Source organism: Niveispirillum sp. GW835-FHT14G11 (assembly GCF_058793615.1).
The window spans coordinates 64,717-88,225 of sequence record NZ_JBXAFZ010000018.1; the positions used below are offsets into that span (position 1 = coordinate 64,717).

Sequence of the window (23,509 nt, forward strand, 5' to 3'; positions counted from 1 at the left end):
CCTTTCTTTTTGCCGTCCTGTCCCCGGCTCCATCGAACAGCCAGATGTTCAGTCCGGATCGGATGGCGGCAGGCCGGACGCCAACCGACCGAAATGCAGTGTTTGGTCCAGTAGCGGCTCAAATGACGCCTGCAGCCGGGTCAGGGGAGCGGCCACAATCAGGGCGCCGATGACCATATCGCTGGCGTCGAAGACGGGAACGGCGATGGCGGCCGTGTCTTTCAGCATCTCCCCGAAACTGGCGCAATAGCCAAGGCGCCGGATGGATTCCAGGCTTTCCAGCAGCTTTTCGGGGGTTGTGCGGGTGGATGGGGTCAAGGCGCGGAAATGGCCGCGACCCAGATAGTCCTGGCATTGGTCGGCCGATGAATAGGCCAGCAGCACGCGCCCGGCCGCACTGGCATAAAGCGGTGCGCGGATGCCGGCACGCATGGCGTAATGCACGGGCTGCCGGCTGTTGACGGCGTCGGTGAAGATGGCCTGCCCGATGTCCCAGTCGGCGATGGCGAAGGCGACCGATTCACCGGTCGCCTCAGCCAGTTCATGGACATAGTGGCGCACAATGTCCGGCTGTGACCAGGCCATGATGATATTGCCGGCCAGACGGTAGGCACAGGGACCCAGGCGATAGACATTATCCTCGCAGATCAGGAAGCCGTCGGCGGCCAGCCCGCGCAGGCTGGCCAGAAAGGTGCTTTTGGCGACCCCCATGGCCTGGCTCAGTTCCGACAAGGTCATGCCCGACCGGTTTTTGGCCAACAGATCGAACAGGCGCAACACGCGCGTCATGGCCCGGGGACCCGACGCATTGCCGCCGCGCCCGTTTTCTTCCTGTTCGAGCAATTGTCCGAAACGTGTCATTCGCTGACGGATGAGGTGAGTGATGTGTCGCCGGTTGGCTGTCCACAGGGCGTGGCACCGGCTGCGACCCGTTATCACTATTGTGCCCGCAAGCGGGATGCGTCCGGGACTGTTCAAGGGGCGTGTGCGGCGGATATCATGAATGTGATGGATGCTGTTCGGATAATCGAACAGGGTTCGGAAAATCTTGTGCATCAGATGGGCGATGGCATACGGTTTCTCCAAGGCCGCACCAACACATACAATGGTGGCCAAATACAGGAGGGAACGCGCGATGAGCAGCAAAGACGGCCGCACCATCAAATCCGCCTATCGTGTCCTTGAGATCCTTGAGTATTTCGACCGCAAAAACCGCACCGCCACTGTCATGGATCTGTCGCGTGCATTGGAATATCCGCAATCGAGCACGTCTGAACTGCTGCGTTGTCTGACGAAGCTCGGCTATCTGCATTATGACCGGTTCAAGCGGACCTACAGTCCCACCGCGCGTGTCGCCCTGCTGGGCGCCTGGGTCGAGCCGACGCTGTTCCGTGGCGGTGCTGTGGTGACGGTGCTGGATCGTGTTGCCGATGCGCTGGGCGAAACGGTCGTCCTGTCCACCGCCACCTCCTATGTTGTCCAGCATCTGCATGTCATCGACGGGCTGCATGATCATGCCGTGGTCGAACATGCCGGCAATACCGACTGCCTGCTGCACAGCCCGCAGGGCAAGCTGCTGCTGTCCACCTACAAGGATACGCATGTGCGTTCCGCTCTTCACCGCCTGAATGCGGAGGAGCAGGATCCGGCGCGCCGCGTGAAGGTGGCGGAACATATGGATGAGCTGGTGCGCCTGCGGGAACGGGGCTGGATCGCCACTGCCGACCATGGCGATGGCACCGGATCGGTCGCGGTGCTGCTGCCGCCGCGCTGTGGCAGCGACCGGCTGGTCCTGAGTGTGCTGGCGCCGACCGCGATCGTCCAGGCACGGGCCGAGGAAATCGTCTCCATCGTGCAGGAACAGCGCAAGGGGGTGCTGCCGATGCCGCGCCCAAAGCCCGCCGCCCGCCCTGAAGGTCAGGTGCAGACCGCCAATGGTCAGCAGGTGCCGGCCTGGCCCATGGGCTATACCCGCAAGATCATTCCGCGCACGGCGGCCGCTTCCTGATCAACACGCAGCCGATGGTTCGCGATGGGCCGGGGATGCTGCTTCCCCGGCCCTTTGTTTTTCGGCCTTTGCGCCCGACAATATCGGCCATGTGAAGCCTCCGGGCCTTTGCACCGGCGTGCGTTGACCCGTTCCGGCTCTGCGGCACATTTCTGACTGAAAGCAGAGCGGGATGATGATCATGAATCTGGATTTCACCGATGCCGATCGCGCGTTCCGTCAGGAGGTGCGCGATTTCCTGGCCGACGCGCTGCCGGCCGACCTGCGCCGCAAGATGGTGGAGCGCCGGCACCTGGGCAAGGACGACATCGTGCGCTGGCAGCGTATCCTGAATGCGCGGGGTTGGGCTGTGCCGGCCTGGCCGGTGGCGTGGGGTGGTCAGCCCTGGACCCCCACCCAGCGTTACATCTTTCAGGAGGAAATGGCGCTGGCCCATGCGCCGGAGGGATCGCCCTTCAATGTCAACATGATCGGTCCCGTCATCGCCCGTTTCGGCACCGACGAACAGAAGCGCCGTTTCCTGCCCCGCATCGCAAATATCGATGATTGGTGGTGCCAGGGCTTTTCCGAGCCCGGTGCGGGGTCCGATCTGGCCGCGCTGAAGACCAGTGCCGTACGCGATGGCGACGATTACATACTGAATGGCCAGAAAATCTGGACTACCCAGGCCCAGCATGCCGACTGGATGTTTGCCCTGGTCCGCACCGACAATAGCGGCAAGAAGCAGCAAGGCATTACTTTCCTGCTGTTGGACATGCACACGCCGGGCCTCACCATCCGTGCCATCCCGTCCATTGACGGTATCGCCGATCTGAATGAAGTGTTTTTCGACGATGTCCGCGTGCCCGTCGCCAATCGCATCGGGGAGGAGGGACGCGGCTGGGATTACGCCAAACAATTGCTGGGCCATGAGCGCAGCGGCATCGCGCGCATCGGCCTGTCAAAGGAACGGCTGTCGCAATTGCGGCACCTGGAGACGGACCTGCATGAACGCGGCGTCCTGTCGGACGCGGAGCGGCAGCGCCTGCGCCGGCGACTGGCGGAGGTGGAGGTGGACCTGCGCGCCCTGGAACTGACGCAGTTGCGGGTCGTCGCGGCCGACAGTCATGGCGGCGGGGCCAACAGTGCCGCTTCCATCCTTAAGGTCCGGGGCACGGAGCTTCAGCAGCGCATGACGGAAATGACCGTGGAACTGGCTGGGCCGGCCGGGCTGTCGATGCCGGACCATCACCATCATGTCGATGCAAGCGGTGACGGTTGGCTGGAAGCGGCGGCCCCTTTCTACTTCACCATGCGCAAGGTCTCGATCTTTGGCGGGTCCAACGAGATCCAGAAAAACATCATCGCCAAGACCGTGCTTGGCCTGTGAGGAACAGCGGCAATGGATTTCGACCTGAATGACGAACAGCGGCTTCTGTCCGAAAGCGTCAGCCGCTTCATCACCGACCGCTATGATTTCCATGCGCGCGAAGCGGCCATGAAACAGCCGGACGGGTTCAGCCGGGAAATCTGGGCCCGGATGGCCGAGATGGGACTGCTGGGCCTGCCCTTTGCCGAGGCGGATGGCGGCTTCGGCTGCGGTCCGGTGGAGACCATGCTGGTGATGGAGGCGCTGGGCAAGGGCCTCGTGCTGGAGCCCTATCTGGCCACCGTCGTGCTGGCCGGTGGCGTGCTGCGTCGGGTTGGCAATGCGGCACAGCGGGCCGAACGGGTGCCGGCCCTCATCGCCGGTGACCATGTCATGGCGCTGGCGCATCAGGAATGGCCCGGTCCCCGCCACACGACCACTCGGCTGACGACACGGGCTGTCCCCGTCGACGGCGGCTGGCGCCTGGACGGGGCCAAGGTTGCCGTGATTGCCGGACATGCCGCCGATGAATTGGTGGTCAGTGCGGTGACACCGGAAGGTGTGGGGCTGTTCCTTGTCGATCCCCGGGTCGACGGTGTCATGCGTGCCGACCGAATTGGTTATGACGGGGTGTGGCTGGCCGATATTGCCTTCACCCATGTGCATCTGCCGGCCTCGGCCCTGCTCGGGACGACGAGTAGCGGGAGTGCCATCCTGGACGCGGTGTTCGAAGAGGCCAACGCCGCCCTGGCGGCGGAAGCAGTGGGCATCATGCAGGATGTCCTGGATGTAACCGCTGACTATCTGCGCACCCGCACGCAGTTCGGTGTGGCCATCGGCAGCTTTCAGGCGCTGCAGCATCGGGCCGTGGACATGCTGATGCAGGTCGAGCTGTCACGGTCCATGGCCATGCTGGCGGCGATGTCGCTGGACCGGCCCGCCGATGAACGCCGGCTGCACATCGCCGCCGCAAAGGCCAAGATCGGCCAGGCCGGGCGGTTCGTGGGACAGCAGGCCGTCCAGCTGCATGGTGCCATCGGCCTGACCAATGAATATAAGATCGGTCACGGGTTCAAACGCCTGACCGCCATTGATGCGCTGTTCGGCGACAGCGACCATCATCTGGATGTGCTGGCAGAGGCTGGGGGAGTTCCCGCCATTGTTTAATGCGGTATCGGAATGAAACAGCCACCCGGCGAACTGCCGGATGGCTGTTTGTTTCGTAACCGGTTTAAATGTTATTCTGCCAACGTCCGCAATAGCCGCAGCACCATCGCATCCTGGTGACGGGCGATGTCGGCAACGGGGCGGTGGCCGTTCGCCTCCATCACTTGCGCCGTCAGTTTCGCCTGCAATGCCGGATCGGCCAGATCCGGGTCGGTCATGGTCTGCCAGCGGTTTATGATGCCCGGCGCGAAATGGTGCAGGAAGCCTTCCATGCCGGCATCGCCACCGCCGGTATGGAAGGTGGTGAACTGCCCCTGCACAGCCCATTTCAGGGCGGGTCCGAAGCGGATGGCCCGGTCCACATCGGCCACCGTGGCGTAACCCTGGGCCACCAGCGACACCGCCTCCCGGAACATGGCGCTGGTCAGGCGGTTGGCGATGTGGCCCACGATCTCTCGATGCAGGCGCACAGGCTCCTTGCCCATGGCGACATAGAAATCCGTGGCGGTGTCTATGGCGGCGGCATCGGTCAGCTCCCCACCGCCCAGTTCCACCAGTGGCATCAGATGCACGGGATTGAACGGATGACCCAGCACGCAACGCTGCGGATGCCGGCAATCCTTTTGCAACAGGCTGACGGGCAGTCCGGACGTGCTGCTGGCAATGATCACATCCGCCGGCAGCAGCTCGCCTAGCCGCGCATAGAGTTCGGCCTTCACCTCCGGCCGTTCCGGCGCGTTCTCCTGCACGAAGTCGACACCATCCAATGCGGTGGCCAGATCGGTGTCGAAGCTGAGGCGGTCGGGATTGGCACCGGGGGCCAGTCCCAGATTTTCCAGGGCCGGCCAGGCTGCTTCCACCTGTGTCCGCAACCGCGCTGCGGCATCCGCAGAGGGGTCCTGGACCGAGACGTCATAGCCCCGGCCCAGGAAGGCGGCGACCCACCCCCCGCCGATCAGGCCGGCACCGACCACGCCGACCCGCCGGATTCTGCCCCGCCCGCGATAGGTGCCTGCCTCAGAAACCCTGGAATTCGGGTTTGCGCTTTTCGGCGAAGGCATTGGCCGCCTCCTTGTAATCCTGGGTCAGCATGGTCAGGGATTCATAGGCGATCGACAGTTCCAGGACCTGATTCAACTGTGCCTTCAACTGCTTGTTGACAGCGGCCTTGGACCAGCGCACGGCCCAGATGGGGTTGCCCGCGATCTCGGTGGCGATCTTGTGCGCCTCGGCCAGCACATCCTCCTTGGGGAAAGAATAATTGACCAGGCCCATGCCGGCGGCCTCCGCTCCGCGCAGCAGCTTGCCGCGCATCAGGAATTCCTTGGCGCGCTGCGGCCCGACCAGCAACGGCCAGACCACGGCCCCACCATCACCGGCCACCAGACCGACCTTGACGTGCGTGTCGCCCAGGCGGGCATCATCGGCCACCACGCTCATGTCGCAGAACAGCGCCATGGTCATGCCCAGGCCGATGGCGTCGCCATTGACGGCGGCGATCACCGGCTGCGGCGTCAGCAGCATGTGCTCGAAGATGCGCAGCGTGTTCTGTGGTACGCGCAGGGCGTATTTCAGCCCGTACTCCGTGCCGGCACGGGCGGCCATCTTCTTGATGTCGCCACCGGCGGAAAAGGCGCGGCCAGCCCCGGTGAAGACGATGGCCTTGATGCTTTCATCCTGGGCCAGATCGACCCAGATATATTCCAGTTCCTTATGGTTCTCCGGCCCGACGGCGTTCAGCTTGTCGGGGTCGTTCATGGTGACGGTGGCAACGCTGTTGGCGTCGATCTCAACCTTCAGGAACTGGTACTTGCTGTAATCGACCATGCTTTTCTCCATTGTCCGCGTCCTTGGCTATCAGGCGCGGCTTTTCTGCCATTCTGCGAAGGTTGAGCCCTGTTCTGCCAGCGTGCGCAGCAAGGCAGCCGGTTCCAGGGACGGATCGTCGGTGTCGGCGCGGAACACGTCAAGCCGCGCCACGATATGGGCCAGCCCCACCTCGTCCGCATGGAACAGCGGGCCACCGCGCCAGCGCGGCCAGCCATAGCCGTTGACATAGACGACATCGACATCGGACGGACGCAGGGCGATGCCTTCCTCCACCACGCGCGCCGCCTCGTTGATCAGGGGGTAGAGCAGGCGTTCGGTGATTTCTTCCGGTCCGATTTCGCGACGGATGATACCCAGCCGTGATGACGTCTCCAGGATGAACGCCTCGACATCGGGGTTGGGGTGGGGCGTGCGGTCGCCGGCCTCGTACCGATAATAGCCCTGTCCCGTCTTCTGCCCGAACCAGCCGCGTTCGCAGATGCCATCGGCGATGGGGAAGGGGGTCCCGCGCCGCTTGCGGATCGACCAGCCGACATCCAGGCCCGACATATCGTTGATTTCCAGCGGCCCCATGGGGAAGCCGAATGCCTTCAGCGCACCGTCAATATCCGGTGGCAGGGCCCCTTGCTGCAGCAGGCGCTCGGCGGCGGCGGAGCGTTTGGCGATGATGCGGTTGCCGATGAAACCGTCGCAATTGCCCGACAGGACGGGCACCTTGCCGATGCGCTTGCCAACGGCCATGGCGGTGGCGATGGCCTGGTGGCCTGTCTTTGCGGCCCGCACCACCTCCAGCAGCTTCATGACATTGGCTGGCGCGAAGAAATGCATGCCCAGGAAATCTTCCGGCCGGGTCAGGACGGACGCGATCTCATCCACATCCAGGGCCGAGGTGTTAGAGGACAGGACCGTACCGGGCCGGGTGACGGCGTCCAGTTCGCGGAAAATGGTCTTCTTCAGATCCATATCCTCGAACACCGCCTCCACCACCAGATCGACATCGGCCGCGGCTGCCCGCTCCGTGGCGCCGGTCAGCAGCGCCATCTGCGCGTCCATGCGGTCCCGCGACAGCGACCCGCGCTTGACGGAACCGGCATAGTTGGCGCGGATGCGGTCGATGCCGCGATCCAGTGCCTCCTGCGTGGCGTCGATCAGCAGCACGGGGATGCCAGCCCCGACAAAGCTCATGGCGATGCCGCCACCCATGGTGCCGGCCCCGATGACGGCCACCTTGTTGATGGGGCGGGGGGTGATGTCGGCCGGAATACCGGGGATTTTCGCCGCTTCCCGTTCCGCGAAGAACTGGTGACGCTGGGCACGCGACTGGCTGCCGGCGATCAGTTCGGCGATGGCGGCTGCATCCTCGGCCAGGGCCTGATCAATCGGCTGGGTGAAGGACCGGCGCAGCGATGCGATATTGGCGGCGGGGGCCGCCTGCCCCCTGGTCTTTTTGGCCCAGGCGGCTGCCGCGGCGTCGAACGCCGTGGGATCGGCCCGCGTGGCCGCCAGCTTCTCCTCCCGGTCGCGTACCGGCACGGCGGGCGGGGAAGCGTCGATGGCCCGACGGGCGAAGGTCAGGCCCGCCGCAACCACGTCGCCATCGGCCACATCATCAACAATGCCCAGGGACAATGCCTCGGCAGCGCCCACCGGCTTGCCCGACAGGCAGAATTCCAGCGCCTTTTCCGGCCCGATCAGGCGCGGCAGGCGCTGGGTGCCACCGGCGGCGGCCAGCAGGCCCAGATTGATTTCTGGCAGGCCGACCTTCGCCGTGGGCACCGCCACACGGAAGGCGCAGCCCAGCGCCACCTCCAGACCGCCGCCCAGCGCCGTGCCATGGATGGCGGCGATGACGGGTCTGCTGGAGGTTTCCAGGGCCGCAATGACGGCTTGCAGCCCCGGTTCGCGTTTGGGCTTGCCGAACTCGGTGATGTCGGCACCAGCGAAAAAGGTCCGTCCCGCGCAGGCCAGCACGATGGCACGCACGGCAGGATCGGCGTTCAGTTCCGCCAGCGCCCGTACCAGCCCGTCGCGGACAGCAAAACCCAGAGCATTCACCGGCGGGCTGTCGGAGATGATCAGGCCGATATCGCCGTCGACGCGGATGGAGATGACTTCGTTGATGTCTTTCATGGCGTGTGCGGCCACTTTCTGCGGTGGATCTGTTTGGGGTGCAGAGCATCGCCCATGCCCCTCACCAGCGGTCCGACGCCTCGAACTGTCAAGAAAGGCCCGGTAAGAGGTCGGCACCCATCGCGGATGTGAAGGCTTGCACCGCGACTGCTGACATCACTCGCCGGTGGGGGTTCCAGGGCCTATGCAGAATTCCGACCTGTCGCCGCATTCAAGGTGGCGCATCCTTCGCAGTGGGATCACGAGAATGCATTTCAATCTGACCGAGGAGCAGACGCTTTTCCGGGATTCGGTCGCGGCCTTTGCCCGGCGTCACCTAGCCGACGGCGCGCTGGTCCGCGCCCATGCCGATGATTATCCCTGGGATATTGCCCGCGCCATGGCCGAACAGGGCCTGCTGGGCATCACCATCGAGGAGGAGAAGGGCGGCGTCGGTGGTTCCCTGATGGATGCGGTCCTGGCTATCGAACAGGTGGCGGCCGTCTGTCCGCGATCCGCCGACGTGATCCAGGCCGGCAATTTCGGTGCCATCCGCACCTTCGCCGGCTTTGCCTCCCCTCAGCAGCAGGCGGAATATCTTCAGCCGCTGCTGAAGGGTGACGGCCTGATCGCGGTGGCCATGACGGAGCCGAATGCCGGGTCGGCCGTGACGGAACTGACCACGACGGCCGTGCCCGATGGGGACGGGTTCCGCGTCACGGGGCAGAAAATCTTCACCACCCATGGCCTGCACGCCACCGTGTTTCTGGTCTATGTCCGTTATGGGCCCGGCACCGGCAATATCGGATCGGTTCTGATCGAACGCGGGCAGGAGGGATTCACCTTCGGCAAGCCGGTGCGCTTCCTGTCAGGCGAGGAATGGAATCCGCTATTCTTTGACAATGTTTATGTGCCCAAGGAAAAGGTCCTGTTGGGACCGGGCGGCTTCAAAAAGCAGATCGCCGGCTTCAATGTGGAGCGTATCGGCAATACCGCCCGCAGTCTGGCCCTGGGTCGTTACGCCTACATCGCCGCCATCGAACATGCCAGGACGCGTAGGCAGTTCGGCAAATATCTGTGTGAATTCCAGGGCTTGCAGTGGAAGTTCGCAGAGATGAAGGTAAAGCTGGATGCCGCGCAGTTGCTGCTGTATCGCGCCGCCACCAATGCCGATGCCGGCTTTCCCTCGGCCGAGGAAACGGCCATTGCCAAGGTTGCCTGCAACCGGGCCGGGTTCGATTGCGCCAACGAGGCGATGCAGATCATGGGCGGGTCCGGGTTCGGCGAGGATGCGCTGATCGAATACTGTCTGCGCCGCACCCGTGGCTGGATGATTGCCGGCGGCACCATCGAAATCCTGCTGAACCGCATCGCCGAGAACGTGCTGGAGCGTCGGTTTTCCCAAGGCGCATAGCCGCTCCTGGAATAGGCGCCACCGCAGAAATATTTCACTTGGAACGGCCGGGACGGATACCGGACAGTGCCGGGCATGTCAGGGAGGAACATTGGAATGGATGAGAAGATACAGCGGACGGTTGATGGTGAGCCGGTGCGCCCGGATTTCGTACCGGCCGCAGCCTATATCTCACCCGACTATGTCCGACTTGAGAAAGAACGCCTGTGGCCCAAGGTCTGGCAGATGGCGTGCCGGGAGGAGGAGATCGCCGAACCCGGCCATTACTACACCTATGAGATCGCCGATGAGTCGATCACCGTCGTGCGCCAGCCATCGGGCGATATCGCCGCCTACTACAATGTCTGTCCGCATCGTGGCCGCCGCTTGACGGAGGGCTGCGGCAAGATGGGCCGGTTCCATTGCCGCTACCATGGCTGGAAATGGTCGCTGGAAGGGCAGCCCGTCGATGTGGTGGATCGCCAGGACTGGGGGGATTGCCTGCAGGATGAGGACATCCGGCTGGTCTCCGTCAAGGTCGGAACCTGGGGCGGCTGGGTCTTCGTGAACATGGATCCCGACGCGGAACCGCTGGAACAGTTCCTGGAACCGGCCAAGTCCATGCTGGACGCGTTCGAGTTCGACAAGATGCGCTATGTCTGGCGCAAGAGCGTCGTCATGCCCTGCAACTGGAAGGTGGCACTGGAGGCCTTCAACGAAGGCTATCATGTGCAGACCACGCACCGGCAGTTGCTGCCCTATTTCGATGACATGACCTACAGCGCGGCCAAGGGCAAGCATGGCATGTTCGGCTATGCCCCCACCTCGCTGTTCGGCCTGCCCAGCCCGCGCCTGGGGCCGGTGAAGGGCGACATCCGCCAGGGTCTGTATCAGTTCAACAAGGAAATCTGGGACACGCTGAAGGCGACGACGACGGAGGAGATGCTGGCGGCGGGCCGGCGCCTGATGGAACTGCCCGAGGATAGCGACGTCTACACCGTCTATGGCGCCTTTGCGCAGTTCCACCGGGAGGAGGCGGCGAAGAACGGCCGGCCCTTCCCCGATATACCGATCGAAACGCTGATGGCCGCCGGCACCGACTGGCACATCTTCCCCAACCTGGTTTTCCTGCATCAGCCGACCAACGTGCTGTTCTACCGCGCCCGGCCCAATGGCGATGATCCGGACAGTTGCATCTTCGAGATCAATGTCATCGAACGCTTCGCTGAAGGGGCGGAACCGGGTGTGGAGGTCGAACATGGCGCCGATTGGGCCAAGGTCGACTGGGGCCTGATCCTGGAACAGGACTTCGCCAATATGGGCGAGGTGCAGAAGGGCATGAAGTCGCGCGGCTTCAAGGGTGCCCGGACCAGCCCCGTCCAGGAACGGGCTATCAGCAATTTCCACGCGACGCTGCACCATTATCTGGCGGACAAGAACTGATGACGAACCAGACCTGGGACGAAAGTGCGGATTTCATCATCGTCGGGTCCGGTGGCGGGTCGATGGCGGCGGGGCTTTACCTGAAATCCATCGGCAAGCAGCCGCTGATCCTGGAAAAGACCGACAAGATCGGTGGATCGACGGCCATGTCGGGCGGGGTGCTGTGGATACCCAACAATCCTTTGCAGGCCCGCGAAGGGATCGCGGATGGCGAGGAGGCGGCCCGGACCTATCTCTATCGTGTCGTCGGCAATGACGCAGGCCCGGGTTCCACGCCGGCCCGCAAGGAAGCCTTCCTGAAGGCCGGCCCGGAGATGGTGCGCTTTCTGGAAGGGCAGGGGATGAAATTTATCCGCGCCCATGGCTGGTCCGATTACTACGATGATCTGGAAGGCGGCTGTCCGGAAAGCCGGTCCCTGGCAGCGCCGATGCTGGATGCCAAGGATATGGGGCCGCTGTTCGACAAGCTGCGGATGGGGCCGATGGTCATGCCGCTGCCCGTGGACCAGACCCGCAACATCACCCTGGCCACCCGCACGCCACGTGGGATGTGGGAGGGCGTGAAGCTGCTATGGCGCCTGCGCCAGGGTCAGAAGACCGGCAAGCCCATGCTATCCTATGGCGGGTCGCTGCAGGGACGCATGCTGATGCTGGCCGATGCCAAGGGCGTGCCCATCCGCACGGGCACGGGCGTGACGGAGTTGGTGGAACAGGGCGGCCGGATCGTCGGCGTCGTTGCGCGGGGGGTGGACGGCACAGTGCGCCGTATTCAGGCCCGCGACGGCGTGCTGATCAATGCCGGCGGCTTTTCCCATAATTCCAAGATGCGGGAGCAATATGGTCCGCAGCCCGCCTCCACCCGCTGGACCAACGCCAATCCCGGCGATACGGGGGAAATGATCGAGATCGCGCAGGCCCATGGCGCCGCCCTGGACCTGATGGACCAGGCCTGGTGGGTTCCTGGCACGCTGCCGCCTTCGGGCGATGTCTATATGCATGTGACCGACCTGTCGAAGCCGCATGTCATCGTGGTCGGGCAGAATGGCCGGCGCATCATGAATGAGAGCCAGTCCTACATGGCCAATGGCCAGGCCCTGTACAAGGCGGGGGTGCCGGCCTGGGTGATCATGGACAGCCGCCATCGCCAACGCTATGCCTGGGGCACCCAGCCGCCGGGCAAGACCCCGGCCGACTGGGAGAGCAGCGGCTACATGATCAAGGCCGACAGCATCCGCGAACTTGCCGTCAGGATCGGCCTGGATCCCGACGCGCTGTCGCAAGAGGTTGCCCGGTTCAATGGCTTTGCCGCCACCGGCAAGGATTTGGATTTCCGCCGTGGCGAGCGGGCCTATGACAATTGGTTCGGTGACCCGTGGACCAAACCCAATCCCAATCTGGGCACCATCGAGAAGCCACCTTTCCTGGCATTCAAGATGGTGCCGGGCGATGTAGGGACCGCCGGGGGTATCGTCACCGACGAACATGCCCAGGTACTTCGAAGCGATGGCAGTGCCATTCCCGGCCTGTACGCCACGGGCAACAGCACCGCGTCCGTCATGGGCCGTGTCTATCCAGGGGCCGGCGCCAGCATCGCCGCGTCCTTCGTCTTCGCTTGGCTGGCCGCCCGTCACGCCTGCGGGTGAGAAAGCGGATCGGACGCTATGAAAAGGGGGCCGGATGTCGATCCGGCCCCTTGCATTTTCTGGATATGCACGACGATCAGGCGACCAGGATCAGCTCCGACGCTTTCTCCGCGATCATGACCGTCGCGGCATGGGTGTTGCCGGAAACGATGGTCGGCATCACCGATGCATCGACGACGCGCAACCCTTCCACCCCACGGACACGCAGGTGCGGGTCCAGAACCGATCGTTCATCGGCCCCCATGGCACAGGTTCCAGACTGGTGATAGCCGGTGGACCCCGCCGCCCGGCAGAAGGCCAGGAGGCCGTCATAGCTGTCGGCCTGGGGGCCTGGCGTAAGTTCATGATCGAAATACCGGGCCAGCGCCGGCTGCCCCATGATCCGCCGCGCCCATTCCAGGGCGGCCACCGTGGCGCGCTGGTCGGCCGGGTCGGACAGAAAGCCCGGCCGGATCGCCGGGTGTTCGGCCGGATCGGATGAGCGAATATGGATCGACCCGCGCGACCGGGGGCGCATGACATAGCCGCCAATGGTCATGCCGGGCTCCGCTTCCATGCTGATCTGCCCGCGTTCGGCCAGGGCCTTGAAATCGACCGTGCCGGCACTGGCGAAGAATTGCAGGTCGGGAAGGTCCAGCGCCGGGTCTGATCGCAGGAACGCCGTCAGGTTGGACCCGCCCAGGGCCAGCAGGCCGCTGCGTGTCGTCGCGTAACGTAGAATCTGCCCGAACAGGCCCAGCCCGCGGGACAGGCTGTTCAGGCTGGGGCTGCCTGGCTTCAGCCGGGCACGGACCATGGAGGCGTAGTGATCCTGCAGGTTCTCGCCGACGCGCGGGCTGTCAACCAGCGGTGTGATGCCCAGCGCGGAGAGATGAGACGCATCACCAATCCCCGACAGCTCCAGCAACTGCGGAGAATTGATGGCGCCGCCCGCCAGAATCACCTCCCGCCGCGCCGTGGCGCACCTCATCTCCCCGTCCTGAACGTAGTAGACGCCAGTGGCTTGCCGCCCCATGAACCGGATACGGGTTGCCATTGCCCGCGTCACCACCATCAGGTTTGATCGCCGCATGGCCGGATGGAGGTAGGCGACGGCGGCAGACTTGCGCAGGCCCCGCCGCGTATTGAGACGCACCGGGGACACCCCTTCCCGGCGGTCGCCGTTCAGATCGTCGCTGCGCGGCGCACCTGCTTCAACAAAGGCGTCGATGATGGCCTGCTGTACGGGATGGCGCATGGGAACGTCGCCCACGTCCAAGGGGCCGCCTGTGCCGGCGATGCTGTCACTTGCGGCGCGGCCGGCCTGATTCTCGATGCGTCGGAACAGGGGCGCCACGTCGGACCAGGACCAGCCGGCGCACCCCATCTGCCGCCAGCCATCATAGTCTTCCGGCAGGCCCCGGACATACAGCATGCCATTGATCGACGAAGAGCCACCTAGGACCTTGCCGCGTGGGAAATGATGCTGACGGCCATTGCTGCCCGGATCGGGTTCAGTCCTGTAGTTCCAGTTGATCTTTGGATCCGCCAGCATGCGGGTGAAACCGGCGGGCAGATGGATATTGATGTTACTGGAGAACTGCGAGAGTTCCCGCAGCGGCCTGTCATCACCCCCTGCCTCCAGCAGCAGCACGCGGGAGCTGCCATCGGCTGACAGACGATTGGCCAATACGCAGCCGGCGGAACCGGCGCCGACAATGACATAGTCCGCTTCGAGCTGTTTCATGCTGCGCCTTGTCCTTGGGTCTTCAGTGTCGATCATGCTGCACGATTCCGGCACAGATCCGGAATCCCCCTTGTGCTTATCCGGTACAGCAACCGCTGTTTGCCGGGCAGGTCGGAATATTCGATCGGCGTTGCGCTGTGGACCGTGGTGAAATTATCCCACAGCACGATGTCGCCCGGCGCAGTCTTCCAGGTGATGCGGAACCGGTCCTCCGCGACATGGGCACGCAGGCGCCGGATCAGCGCCCGGCCCTCGTCCGGGGGCATGCCGTCGATGGCGAAGGCCGTGCCCGAGGCATAGATCGCGCGCCGCCCCGTGACCGGATGCCGGATGATCAGCGGATGACGCTGATGGGGCATTTCCCGTTTTGGGCGGTTGGGGTCTGGTTCTGTTTCCCCTTCAATCCAGGGGGCGGCGCCCAGTTCATGAATGGCCACCATGTCCAGCAGTTGCGCCTGCATCGACGGCAGCAGGGCGTTGAAGGCGGCTGCGGTGTTGGCAAACAGGGTTTCCCCTCCTTCGTCAGGGGTAAGCCGGCCATAGAGCATGGTGACGGCTGCAGGTTCCGCCTCATAGCTGCCGTCGGAATGCCAATGCACGGCCCCGTCACGCATGGCGGGGGGTGTGGCAGGATCATTGGAGATGGTGATCATCTCGGGATGTTTCTGGCCACGATGCTCTGCGATGAAGAATTCCAGCGGCGTGCCCCAGCAGCGGCCAAAACGGACATATCCACCATCGTCCAGTTGCTGTCCCCGGATAACCAGCACCCCATGCCGATGCAGAAGGTTAATGAGCCGGACCATGGTCGCGTCGTTCCAGCCCTGTGACAGGTCCAATCCATGGATAATGCTGCCCGTATGGGGACTGATCTCCTCCTCCTGCATATCGACCATGTGCGTTTCCCCGAATGTGGCCGTTCCGCCTATTTTTGATCTTCACCTGTTTACGGCCTGAAACCGGAGTGGGGGGAGAGGGGGGCGCAATGTCATCGCCGATGTGATCGTTTCGAGTCCCCGTCTGCCCTCCATCTGAAACGCGTCCTATCAAAGGCTGGAAAGACGCGACATTTCGGGGAGGAATGTGATGGAGGGCTTGTTTTCGTTGGCGGGCCGGCGAGCATTGGTAACCGGGGCATCCAGGGGATTGGGGCGCGCCATCGCTCTTGGCCTCGCGCGGGCGGGTGCCGATCTGGTGCTGGCGGCCCGCGATGGGGCGAAGCTGGCCGATGTGGCATCGGAGGTCCGTGCGCTTGGCCGCAGCGCCGATATCGTGACCTTCGAGCTGGGTGACCTGAAGGCGGTGGAGGCGGCCGCGCGGGAACTTGCCGGCGATGTCCGCCCCATCGATATCCTGGTCAATAACGGCGCCATCGCCGGATGGGGCAGCCTGCCCGACAGCAGCCTGGACGGCTGGCAGAACATGTTCGACGTCAATGTCGCGTCGATGTACCTGCTGTGCCGGGAGCTTTCGCGCGGGATGCTGGAACGCAAATGGGGGCGGATCATCAATTTCGCCTCCTATGTCGCGCAGACCGGGCGTCCCAACCTGTCGGCCTACACGGCCAGCAAGCACGCGGTTCTGGGCCTGACGCGGGCCGTGGCGGCGGAACTGGCGCCCGGTGGCGTCACCTGCAATGCCATTGCCCCTGGCTTTTTCGATACCGACATGGCGGCCCCGACGGTGGGCAACCCGGCACGGGCGAAAATTTTCCGCGATGCCATCGCCATGGGCAGATTCGGCGACCCGGCGGAGATTGTCGGGCCAGCCCTGTTCCTGGCGTCCGACGCTTCATCCTATGTGACAGGTCACATGCTGCATGTGGATGGCGGTGTTGCGGGCATCCTGTCCTTGCCTGTTGTGGTGCAAACCTAATATTGCATGTGTTCCAGGTGCTTACGAGCCGCAAGTGATGGAGTGCAAGGGGAAATGGGGATCATGTATCTGATCCATCCTGCCATGGCCGAGCCGATGGCTTCCCTTGCGGAGCGCTTCGATTTTAATGGGTGCCGGAGCGCATCATTGCCCATACCAATGGAATGAAGACAGGCCAAGGGCCCGTTCCGGATAATCATCCGGTGTCATTCCCAGTGCGCCCAAAATAACAATCGACGAATCCAGGGGAGGAAACTCATGAAGCTGCGCACGTTGACAATGGCGCTGTTGGCGACTTCAACCATATGTGGTCCGGCGCCGGTCATGGCTCAGACAGCCTCCACCGAGGGACCGCAGGCCGGTAGCGGCCTGCTGGAAGAGATCATCGTCACGGCCCGCCGCCGCGATGAGGTGCTGAAGGACGTGCCAATCGCCGTTTCCGCCCTGTCGGGCGACGCTTTGGAGAAGGTGGGCGTGGCGGACGTGCAGTCGCTGCAATATCAGACGCCGTCCCTGTCCATCACCACCGGCGCCAGCCAGCGCAACGTGGTTTCCTTTGCCATGCGCGGCCAGCGCGCCCAGGAAAGCCAGTTGTTCACGGACCCGCCGGTCGGCACCTATTTCGCCGAAGTGGTGCAGCCACGCCCCTACGGCTTCGGCAATGCGCTTTACGACCTGCAATCGGTCCAGGTGCTGAAGGGCGTGCAGGGGACCCTGTTCGGCCGCAACATGACGGGCGGGGCAATCCTGGTGGAACCCCATCATCCGGTGCTGGAGGAGACGCAGGGCGAGATCAAGCTGTCGGCCGGCAATCGCGACATGCGCGAGGTCTATGGCATGGTCAACGCGCCGCTGGGCGAGAAGTTCGCGGTGCGCGTGTCGGGCAAGGTGCGCCGCCGTGACGGCTGGTCGCATGAAGTCACAACGGGCCGCGACTATGACAACCAGCACTATGACAGCGCCCGTATCTCCCTTCTGGCCAAGCCGTGGGAGGGGGTCGAGAACTTGACGGTGTTCGACCATTACACCAGCGACGAGCACGGCACGGCGGCCTTCCTGACCGCGATCAGCCTGCCATCGGCATTGTCCAACTATGAAGGGCTGCGCGCCGCCGGGCAGATCACCGACAATATCCCCGCCCAGTTCGCCGCCGCCCAGCAACTGTTCAAGAACAAGCGCTATTCCCTGGATATGGGGGCCGGCGAAGGCGGCAACCTTGACGCCTTTGGCTTGCCGTTCGAGAAGACCCGCAACAACGGCCTGGTCAACAAGACCACCATCGAATTGAACGATGCGCTGACACTGAAGAACATTTTCGGCTATCGCAACCAGGCCCGCAACGTCGTGCAGGATTATGACGGCATCCCCGCCTTCCTGATCACGCCGCGTCAGTTCGCCTATATTGAAAGCTACAGCGAGGAGCTTCAGCTTCAAGGTGAAGCGGCCGACGGTGACTTCACCTATATCCTGGGCGGCTTCTACTTCAAGGAAAAGGGCATCGACGGTTCCTACACCAACACCCTGCCGCAACTGACCTTCGCCGGCGCCCGCGTGCCGCAATCCACTTCCGCCGCCCTGTTCCAGGGCTATAGCGCCGGTGAAGGCTCCTCGACCACCTACGCGGCGTTCGCGGCGGGCACCTACAAGCTGACACCGGAACTGACGGCCTCGGGCGGCATCCGCTACAATTACGACAAGCGGAAGATCACCGTGTCGCCGACGCGGCCCATGCTGCGCACCTGTGAATTCGACCTGAATCTCATCACTGCCGGGGTGCAGTCGGTGCCCTACGACCAGTGCCATTTCAACAGCCAGAAGAGCTTCGATGAGTTCACCTATGACGCGACGCTGCAATATCAACTGAGCGGTGATGTGACCAGCTACGCTTCCTTCCGGCACGGGTTCCGGGCTGGTGGCTATTCCACCCGCGCGCAGAACAATGTGGCCCTGCAGCCGTTCCTGCCGGAGAAGGTGGATGAGTATGAACTGGGCGTGAAAGCGGATACATTCGTTGGCGACGGTCGCCTGACTGCCAACCTGGCGCTGTTCCAGCAGAATGGCAGCAACGTCCAGAAGCAGCGGGCCAGCAGCCTGGATGTCAATGGCGACGGCGTGGCCGATACGGTGGTCACCGTGGTCGACAATACTGCCAAGCAGCGCAACCGGGGTGGCGAACTGGAGTTCGGTTACAGCACCGAAATCTTCAGCCTGACGGGCTTCTACTCCTACACCAAGGTGGACATCCTGCGGGGGGCCTCGTCGCTGACCCTGCCCAACCGCACCGTCCTGCCGGAGTTCGAGCAGCGCGGCACGCCCAAGCACCAGTTCGGCCTGACGGGCGTGGTCAACCTGCCGATCGAGGATAGTCTTGGGGCCGCCTCCTTTACGGCAAACTATACCGTCCGCAGCAAGATCTATCTGGATGACTTCGAGATCCAGGGCCTGCAGCCGTCCTACAGCTTGGTCAATCTGCGGCTGGAATGGAACGATATCAATCGCACCGGCATCAATGCCGCGATCTTTGGCACGAACGTGTTCAACAAGGAATACCGGGTCGGCGTTCTGGGCTTGATCGGTGAGGGACTGGGCTTCCAGTCCAGCGTCTATGGCGAGCCGCGCATGTTCGGGGTGGAACTGGGCTACAAATTCTGATCACCCGGTACGTTGAAGGCGGACGGAGATGCACCCCGTCCGCCTTTTCTTTGTGAACATCCATCAGCAGGACGGGACATGACCAGCAACCTCGCCAACCTGTCGCATCCGGATCGTTTGTTCATCGCCGGCCAATGGGTCCGACCGGGGTCTGGGGGCGGCTGGATCGAACTGGTATCGCCGTCGACGGAGGCATCGCTGGGTGCCGTTGTGGCTGCCGCGCCCGCCGATGTCGACCGGGCAGTGGCCGCCGCCCGCCATGCCTTCGATCACGGCCCTTGGCCGCGTATGACGGGTGGTGAGCGGGCGGTAGCCCTGCGGCGGGTGGCTGACAGGCTGGCCGCGCGGGCGCCGGACTTCGCCCAGGCCTGGACGCTTCAGGTAGGCATGCCCATCGCACATTCCAGCATGTTCGCACCCTACGCACGGGCCTATTTCGACTATTTCTGCGGATTGGCGGAGACTATCGGGTTCGAGGAACTGCGCACGCCGGCACAGGGTGGAACTTGCGTCGTGGTGCGCGAGCCGGTCGGGGTGACGGTGGCCATCGTGCCCTGGAACGCGCCGCTGGCTACGCTACTGCTGAAGGTCGCACCGGCATTGGCAGCCGGCTGCACCGTTATTGCCAAGCCGTCGCCGGAAACGCCGCTGGAGGCATTGCTGCTGGCCGAATGCGTGGCGGAAGCCGGGCTGCCCGAAGGCGTCTTCTCCGTCCTTCCCGCCGATCGCGAGGTGTCGGAATATCTGATCCGCAAGCCGGAGGTGGACAAGGTCAGCTTCACGGGTTCCACCGCCGCCGGCCTGCATGTGGCCGCCATCTGTGCGGCCCGTTCGGCGCGTGTCACCACGGAACTGGGCGGCAAGTCGGCGGCCATCGTGCTGGACGATGCCCCCATCGAGACCATAGTGGCGGGCATCATGCCCAACCTGATCGGTCTGTGCGGGCAGCAATGCGCCGCCTTCAGCCGGATCCTCGTGCCTCGTCCGCGCCAGGGAGAGATCGCGGAGGCATTGGCCGCCGCCTTCCAGGCGGTTCAGGTCGGCGACCCGTTCGCGGCGGAAACACAGATGGGGCCGCTGATCGCCAAACGGCAGCTCGACCGTGTCTGCTCCTTCATCGACCGGGGGCGGGCCGAAGGGGCGCGGCTGATCACGGGTGGCGGCCGCCCGGCCCATATGCCGCGCGGCTGGTTCATCGAACCCACCCTGTTCGCCGATGTCGACAATGCCATGACCATCGCGCGGGAGGAGATTTTCGGTCCTGTCGGCAGCATCATCCCCTTCGATGATGTCGAACAGGCCATCGCCATTGCCAATGACAGCCCCTATGGCCTGTCGGGCGGCGTCTTCACCCCGGATACCGACCGCGCCTATGCCATCGCCCGGCGCATCCGGACAGGCAATTTTGGGCAAAATGGTCGCGTTATCGACTTCACCCTGCCTTATGGCGGGTTCAAACAGTCAGGCATCGGTCGTGAAGGGGGTATCGAGGGACTGCATGGTTTCACGGAGGTGAAGTCGGTGTTCCTGCCACACCCGCCATCTCATCTGGGATCGCGCGCATGAAGACGGGTGACGGTTACGCTCCTGGCTATACGCCGCTGAAGGCCTGGTGGGCCGTGCTGGTGATCATGCTGTTCCAGATCGTCTCGCTCATCGACCGTACCGTCATCGCCGTGCTGATCCCGGAGATGCGGGCGGAACTGGGGCTGAACGACTTCCAGCTTTCCTTGATCCAAGGCATGGCGTTTGCCTTGTTCTACGGTGCCATGGGGCTGGTGATCGGCGGGCTGGTGGATCGCTGGTCGCGCCAGGGGATCATGTTCGCGGGCATTACCATCTGGTCGCTGGCGGCGGCGGCCACCGGCTTGGCGCGCGACTATGCCCAGCTGTTCGGTGCGAGGCTGCTGGTCGGGTTCGGGGAGGGGGCCATCTCGCCGGCGGCGCAGTCGCTGCTTGCGGGCATCTTCCCACGTCGCCTCCTTGCAACACCGATGTCTTGCTTCGTGGCTGCCGGGGTCGCCGGCATCGGTCTGTCGTTTGCTCTGGGCGGATTCCTGCTGGATCATTTCACCCGCTCACCATTGGGCGGGCCGCTGGAAGGGTTGGCGCCCTGGCGGCAGGTGCTGGTGGTGACCGGCATTCCAGGCGTGTTGGTCGGTCTGCTGGCCTTCAGTTTCAAGGAACCGGTGCGAGCCGCGACGGGCGATGGCAGGGCAACCTGGAAGGCCTTCTTCGCCCATCTGCGCCTTCATGCCCGGCTGATGGGTGGGCTGATGGGTGGCTTCCTTTTATCGGCCATGGCCACGCAGGGTGCCATGATCTGGACCCCCACCTATGCCAGACGCGTGCTGGACATGGGCGCCACGGAGGTGGGCGGCATGATGGGGCTGGCCGTGACGGTGGGCGGTATCATCGGTTCGCTGGCCATGGGGCAGATCGCGGACCGGCTGTATGCGCGGGGCATCCGGGACGCCGCGATCCGGCTTTATTTCTGGATGCTGGCCGTGGCGCCGCCGCTGGTGGCGGTCGCATACCTGGCTGGGTCTGCCCAATTGCTGTTCGCCGGCGTCCTGCTGCTGATGCTGACCGTCGGTGCCTCCTTCGGGCCGGCGCTGGCGGCGGTGCAGATGGTGTCGCCACCAGCGATGCGGGGCCGGTTCGGCGCCCTGGCGGTGCTGGTCTCCAATCTCGGGGGATTGGCGCTGGGCCCGATGCTGGTCGGTGGATTGACGGATTATGTCTTCGCCGATCCCAACCGGATCGGCTGGTCCATCATCATCTCCCTGACCGGCCTGGGTGCGGCGGCGGCGGCGGTGGTCGGCTGGGCGCGGCCGGCCTACAGCGAACAGGTGCGGGAGGACTGAACCCCTCCCGGTCCCGTTACAGTCCCTTGAAGAATTCGGCCACCTCACGCGTGAAGGCGGCCGGTTCCTCCATCGCCGCGAAATGGCCTCCGGCCGGCATCTCCGTCCAGCGCACGATATTGTAGACGCGCTCGGCCACGCCGCGCGGCGGATAGGGCAGGAATTCGGCCGGGAACAGGGCGCAGCCCGTGGGCACGCTGATCCGGTCATCCGACCGGGCTTCGGTGAAGATGCTGCGATACATCCAGATGGCCGACTGCACCGCGTCATTGACCAGATAGATCATAGCGTTGGTCAGCAGCGCATCCTTGCCGAAACGGCCGTCAACGTCGCCCTTGGTGTCGCCCCATCCATGGAACTTCTCCATGATCCAGGCGGCGAAGCCCAAGGGGCTGTCGGCCAGCGCCAGTCCGATGGTCTGCGGCTTCGTCGCCTGTTCCATCATATAAGCCGACTGCATCTGCTGCACCGCCATCAGGCGCTGACGCCAGGCCAGCGTTTCGGCATCATCCGCCGCTGTGGGCGTCACAGGCCCCATGAACAGGTTCAGGTGGATGCCGGCCACGACGTCGGCATGGTCGCGCCCCAGCCAGGTGGTGACGGCCGATCCCCAATCGCCCCCCTGCGCCCCGAACCTTGTATAGCCCAGTACATCGACCATCAGCCGGCGCCACAGGGACGCGACATGGCGGGGACCGATGATGCCATCCGGCCGGCCGGAGAAGCCGAAACCGGGAAGGCTCGGGACGACCACGTCGAAGCCCATGGCCGCCAGCGGTTCCACCACGCGGTCGAACTCGAAGAAAGAGCCGGGCCAGCCATGGGTCAGGATCAGCGGCAATCCCGACCCGCCGCCGCGCAGATGGATGAAATGAAGGTCCATCCCGTCCACCGTCGCCTTGAAGTGCGGCAACCGGTTCAGGTGCCGCTCCGCTGCCCGCCAGTCATAACTTTCCAGCCAATGGCGGCGCAGGTCCGAAAGCCAACCCGCGTCGGTGCCGTAGGTCCAATCCCGATCATCCAGCGGCGCGTATCGCTGCTCGCTGGACAGTTCCAGTCGACGGCGGATCAGGTCCAGCACCGCATCGGGAACAGCGATGGTAAAGGGGTGGGGAGCACGGTTAGCCATCGTCGAATCCTCAATCTTCCGGGGCCAGAGTGACCACGGCGCCCGCCGGCAGGCTGGTCATGTCGATCTGACAGGACAGGCGCGATTGCGGACGACGATTCGGACTGCTGTCCAGCAGGTCCGCCTCCCCGTCGGACGGGGGACCGGCATCGGCTCCCTCGATATAGACATGACAGGTGCCGCAGGACAGGGAACCGCCGCAGATGGCCTGCAGCTCATCCAGGCCGGCATCGCGGATCAACTGCATCAGGTTGCCTTGCGCGGTCAGTGCCGCCTCGCGCGGCTGGCCGGCGCGGTCGATGATAGTAATATGGTTCAC

The 23,509-nt window shown here is 64.0% G+C and carries 18 protein-coding genes; 10 read left to right on the forward strand and 8 right to left on the reverse strand.

The genetic code is table 11. The features are described from left to right. Positions 1-48: 48 nt before the first annotated feature. Positions 49-789 (reverse strand): IclR family transcriptional regulator, encoded by a 741-nt coding sequence (locus AC1Q7F_RS26795; protein ID WP_492511617.1) that lies wholly within the window; start codon positions 787-789, stop codon positions 49-51. Between the two features lie 346 nt (positions 790-1,135). On the opposite strand from AC1Q7F_RS26795, the gene AC1Q7F_RS26800 reads away from it, so the two are divergent. The 3 genes from AC1Q7F_RS26800 to AC1Q7F_RS26810 all read left to right on the forward strand — a co-directional run bounded on the left by AC1Q7F_RS26800 (position 1,136) and on the right by AC1Q7F_RS26810 (position 4,523). Then, positions 1,136-2,008 carry an IclR family transcriptional regulator gene (locus tag AC1Q7F_RS26800; RefSeq protein ID WP_492511618.1) on the forward strand — a complete coding sequence of 291 codons (873 nt, stop codon included), beginning with the start codon at positions 1,136-1,138 and terminating at the stop codon, positions 2,006-2,008. A 181-nt stretch (positions 2,009-2,189) separates the two neighbouring features. After that, positions 2,190-3,377 carry an acyl-CoA dehydrogenase family protein gene (locus tag AC1Q7F_RS26805; RefSeq protein WP_492511619.1) on the forward strand — a complete coding sequence of 396 codons (1,188 nt, stop codon included), beginning with the start codon at positions 2,190-2,192 and terminating at the stop codon, positions 3,375-3,377. 12 nt (positions 3,378-3,389) lie between these two features. Next, positions 3,390-4,523, forward strand: coding sequence for an acyl-CoA dehydrogenase family protein (locus AC1Q7F_RS26810; protein WP_492511620.1), 1,134 nt, complete (start codon positions 3,390-3,392; stop codon positions 4,521-4,523). A gap of 71 nt (positions 4,524-4,594) precedes the next feature. On the opposite strand, the gene AC1Q7F_RS26815 is transcribed toward AC1Q7F_RS26810, so the two are convergent. From AC1Q7F_RS26815 to AC1Q7F_RS26825, 3 genes are read right to left on the reverse strand one after another with little or no spacing between them, the layout of a single operon-like run. Further along, on the reverse strand, positions 4,595-5,497 hold the full coding sequence (locus tag AC1Q7F_RS26815; RefSeq protein ID WP_492511621.1) for a 3-hydroxyacyl-CoA dehydrogenase NAD-binding domain-containing protein: 903 nt from the start codon (positions 5,495-5,497) through the stop codon (positions 4,595-4,597). Positions 5,498-5,540: 43 nt separating this feature from the next. Continuing rightward, positions 5,541-6,350: an enoyl-CoA hydratase/isomerase family protein gene (locus AC1Q7F_RS26820; protein WP_492511622.1), complete on the reverse strand. Its 810-nt coding sequence runs from the start codon at positions 6,348-6,350 to the stop codon at positions 5,541-5,543. A gap of 30 nt (positions 6,351-6,380) precedes the next feature. After that, positions 6,381-8,483 (reverse strand): 3-hydroxyacyl-CoA dehydrogenase NAD-binding domain-containing protein, encoded by a 2,103-nt coding sequence (locus tag AC1Q7F_RS26825; protein WP_492511623.1) that lies wholly within the window; start codon positions 8,481-8,483, stop codon positions 6,381-6,383. 247 nt (positions 8,484-8,730) lie between these two features. Between AC1Q7F_RS26825 and AC1Q7F_RS26830 the strand changes: the two genes are divergently transcribed. The 3 genes from AC1Q7F_RS26830 (at position 8,731) to AC1Q7F_RS26840 (ending at position 12,941) form a co-directional block, all read left to right on the forward strand. Then, entirely contained in the window at positions 8,731-9,876 is a 1,146-nt protein-coding gene (locus AC1Q7F_RS26830) for an acyl-CoA dehydrogenase family protein (RefSeq protein WP_492511624.1), read from the forward strand. Positions 9,877-9,972: 96 nt separating this feature from the next. Beyond that, positions 9,973-11,298, forward strand: coding sequence for an aromatic ring-hydroxylating oxygenase subunit alpha (locus AC1Q7F_RS26835; protein WP_492511625.1), 1,326 nt, complete (start codon positions 9,973-9,975; stop codon positions 11,296-11,298). After that, positions 11,298-12,941: an FAD-binding protein gene (locus AC1Q7F_RS26840; RefSeq protein WP_492511626.1), complete on the forward strand. Its 1,644-nt coding sequence runs from the start codon at positions 11,298-11,300 to the stop codon at positions 12,939-12,941. Before AC1Q7F_RS26835 ends, AC1Q7F_RS26840 begins: the two co-directional genes overlap by 1 nt. A gap of 76 nt (positions 12,942-13,017) precedes the next feature. On the opposite strand, the gene AC1Q7F_RS26845 is transcribed toward AC1Q7F_RS26840, so the two are convergent. Then, positions 13,018-14,667, reverse strand: coding sequence for a GMC family oxidoreductase (locus AC1Q7F_RS26845; protein ID WP_492511627.1), 1,650 nt, complete (start codon positions 14,665-14,667; stop codon positions 13,018-13,020). Positions 14,668-14,699: 32 nt separating this feature from the next. Continuing rightward, positions 14,700-15,563 carry a TauD/TfdA dioxygenase family protein gene (locus tag AC1Q7F_RS26850; RefSeq protein WP_492511628.1) on the reverse strand — a complete coding sequence of 288 codons (864 nt, stop codon included), beginning with the start codon at positions 15,561-15,563 and terminating at the stop codon, positions 14,700-14,702. Positions 15,564-15,753: 190 nt separating this feature from the next. On the opposite strand from AC1Q7F_RS26850, the gene AC1Q7F_RS26855 reads away from it, so the two are divergent. From AC1Q7F_RS26855 to AC1Q7F_RS26870, 4 genes are all read left to right on the forward strand, one after another. Further along, positions 15,754-16,542, forward strand: coding sequence for an SDR family NAD(P)-dependent oxidoreductase (locus tag AC1Q7F_RS26855; RefSeq protein ID WP_492511629.1), 789 nt, complete (start codon positions 15,754-15,756; stop codon positions 16,540-16,542). Between the two features lie 324 nt (positions 16,543-16,866). After that, on the forward strand, positions 16,867-19,194 hold the full coding sequence (locus AC1Q7F_RS26860) for a TonB-dependent receptor (protein ID WP_492511630.1): 2,328 nt from the start codon (positions 16,867-16,869) through the stop codon (positions 19,192-19,194). A 78-nt stretch (positions 19,195-19,272) separates the two neighbouring features. Next, positions 19,273-20,760, forward strand: a complete 1,488-nt coding sequence (locus tag AC1Q7F_RS26865; protein WP_492511631.1) for an aldehyde dehydrogenase — start codon at positions 19,273-19,275, stop codon at positions 20,758-20,760. Beyond that, a complete protein-coding gene (locus AC1Q7F_RS26870; RefSeq protein WP_492511632.1) occupies positions 20,757-22,061 on the forward strand; it encodes an MFS transporter in 1,305 nt (434 codons plus the stop codon). The genes AC1Q7F_RS26865 and AC1Q7F_RS26870 overlap by 4 nt, the downstream gene beginning before the upstream one ends. A gap of 16 nt (positions 22,062-22,077) precedes the next feature. Here the strand turns inward: AC1Q7F_RS26870 and AC1Q7F_RS26875 are convergent, their stop codons facing one another. Then, positions 22,078-23,190 carry an epoxide hydrolase family protein gene (locus AC1Q7F_RS26875; protein WP_492511633.1) on the reverse strand — a complete coding sequence of 371 codons (1,113 nt, stop codon included), beginning with the start codon at positions 23,188-23,190 and terminating at the stop codon, positions 22,078-22,080. Positions 23,191-23,200: 10 nt separating this feature from the next. Continuing rightward, complete coding sequence (locus AC1Q7F_RS26880) at positions 23,201-23,509, reverse strand: 2Fe-2S iron-sulfur cluster-binding protein (RefSeq protein WP_492511634.1); 309 nt, start codon at positions 23,507-23,509, stop codon at positions 23,201-23,203.

Coding starts and splice junctions, on each gene's coding strand:
- AC1Q7F_RS26795 (WP_492511617.1), bottom strand. CDS start 789: ATGACGCGCGTGTTGCGCCTGTTCGATCTGTTGGCCAAAAACCGGTCG.
- AC1Q7F_RS26800 (WP_492511618.1), top strand. CDS start 1,136: ATGAGCAGCAAAGACGGCCGCACCATCAAATCCGCCTATCGTGTCCTT.
- AC1Q7F_RS26805 (WP_492511619.1), top strand. CDS start 2,190: ATGAATCTGGATTTCACCGATGCCGATCGCGCGTTCCGTCAGGAGGTG.
- AC1Q7F_RS26810 (WP_492511620.1), top strand. CDS start 3,390: ATGGATTTCGACCTGAATGACGAACAGCGGCTTCTGTCCGAAAGCGTC.
- AC1Q7F_RS26820 (WP_492511622.1), bottom strand. CDS start 6,350: ATGGTCGATTACAGCAAGTACCAGTTCCTGAAGGTTGAGATCGACGCC.
- AC1Q7F_RS26825 (WP_492511623.1), bottom strand. CDS start 8,483: ATGAAAGACATCAACGAAGTCATCTCCATCCGCGTCGACGGCGATATC.
- AC1Q7F_RS26830 (WP_492511624.1), top strand. CDS start 8,731: ATGCATTTCAATCTGACCGAGGAGCAGACGCTTTTCCGGGATTCGGTC.
- AC1Q7F_RS26835 (WP_492511625.1), top strand. CDS start 9,973: ATGGATGAGAAGATACAGCGGACGGTTGATGGTGAGCCGGTGCGCCCG.
- AC1Q7F_RS26840 (WP_492511626.1), top strand. CDS start 11,298: ATGACGAACCAGACCTGGGACGAAAGTGCGGATTTCATCATCGTCGGG.
- AC1Q7F_RS26845 (WP_492511627.1), bottom strand. CDS start 14,667: ATGAAACAGCTCGAAGCGGACTATGTCATTGTCGGCGCCGGTTCCGCC.
- AC1Q7F_RS26850 (WP_492511628.1), bottom strand. CDS start 15,563: ATGGTCGATATGCAGGAGGAGGAGATCAGTCCCCATACGGGCAGCATT.
- AC1Q7F_RS26855 (WP_492511629.1), top strand. CDS start 15,754: ATGGAGGGCTTGTTTTCGTTGGCGGGCCGGCGAGCATTGGTAACCGGG.
- AC1Q7F_RS26860 (WP_492511630.1), top strand. CDS start 16,867: ATGGCTCAGACAGCCTCCACCGAGGGACCGCAGGCCGGTAGCGGCCTG.
- AC1Q7F_RS26865 (WP_492511631.1), top strand. CDS start 19,273: ATGACCAGCAACCTCGCCAACCTGTCGCATCCGGATCGTTTGTTCATC.
- AC1Q7F_RS26870 (WP_492511632.1), top strand. CDS start 20,757: ATGAAGACGGGTGACGGTTACGCTCCTGGCTATACGCCGCTGAAGGCC.
- AC1Q7F_RS26875 (WP_492511633.1), bottom strand. CDS start 23,190: ATGGCTAACCGTGCTCCCCACCCCTTTACCATCGCTGTTCCCGATGCG.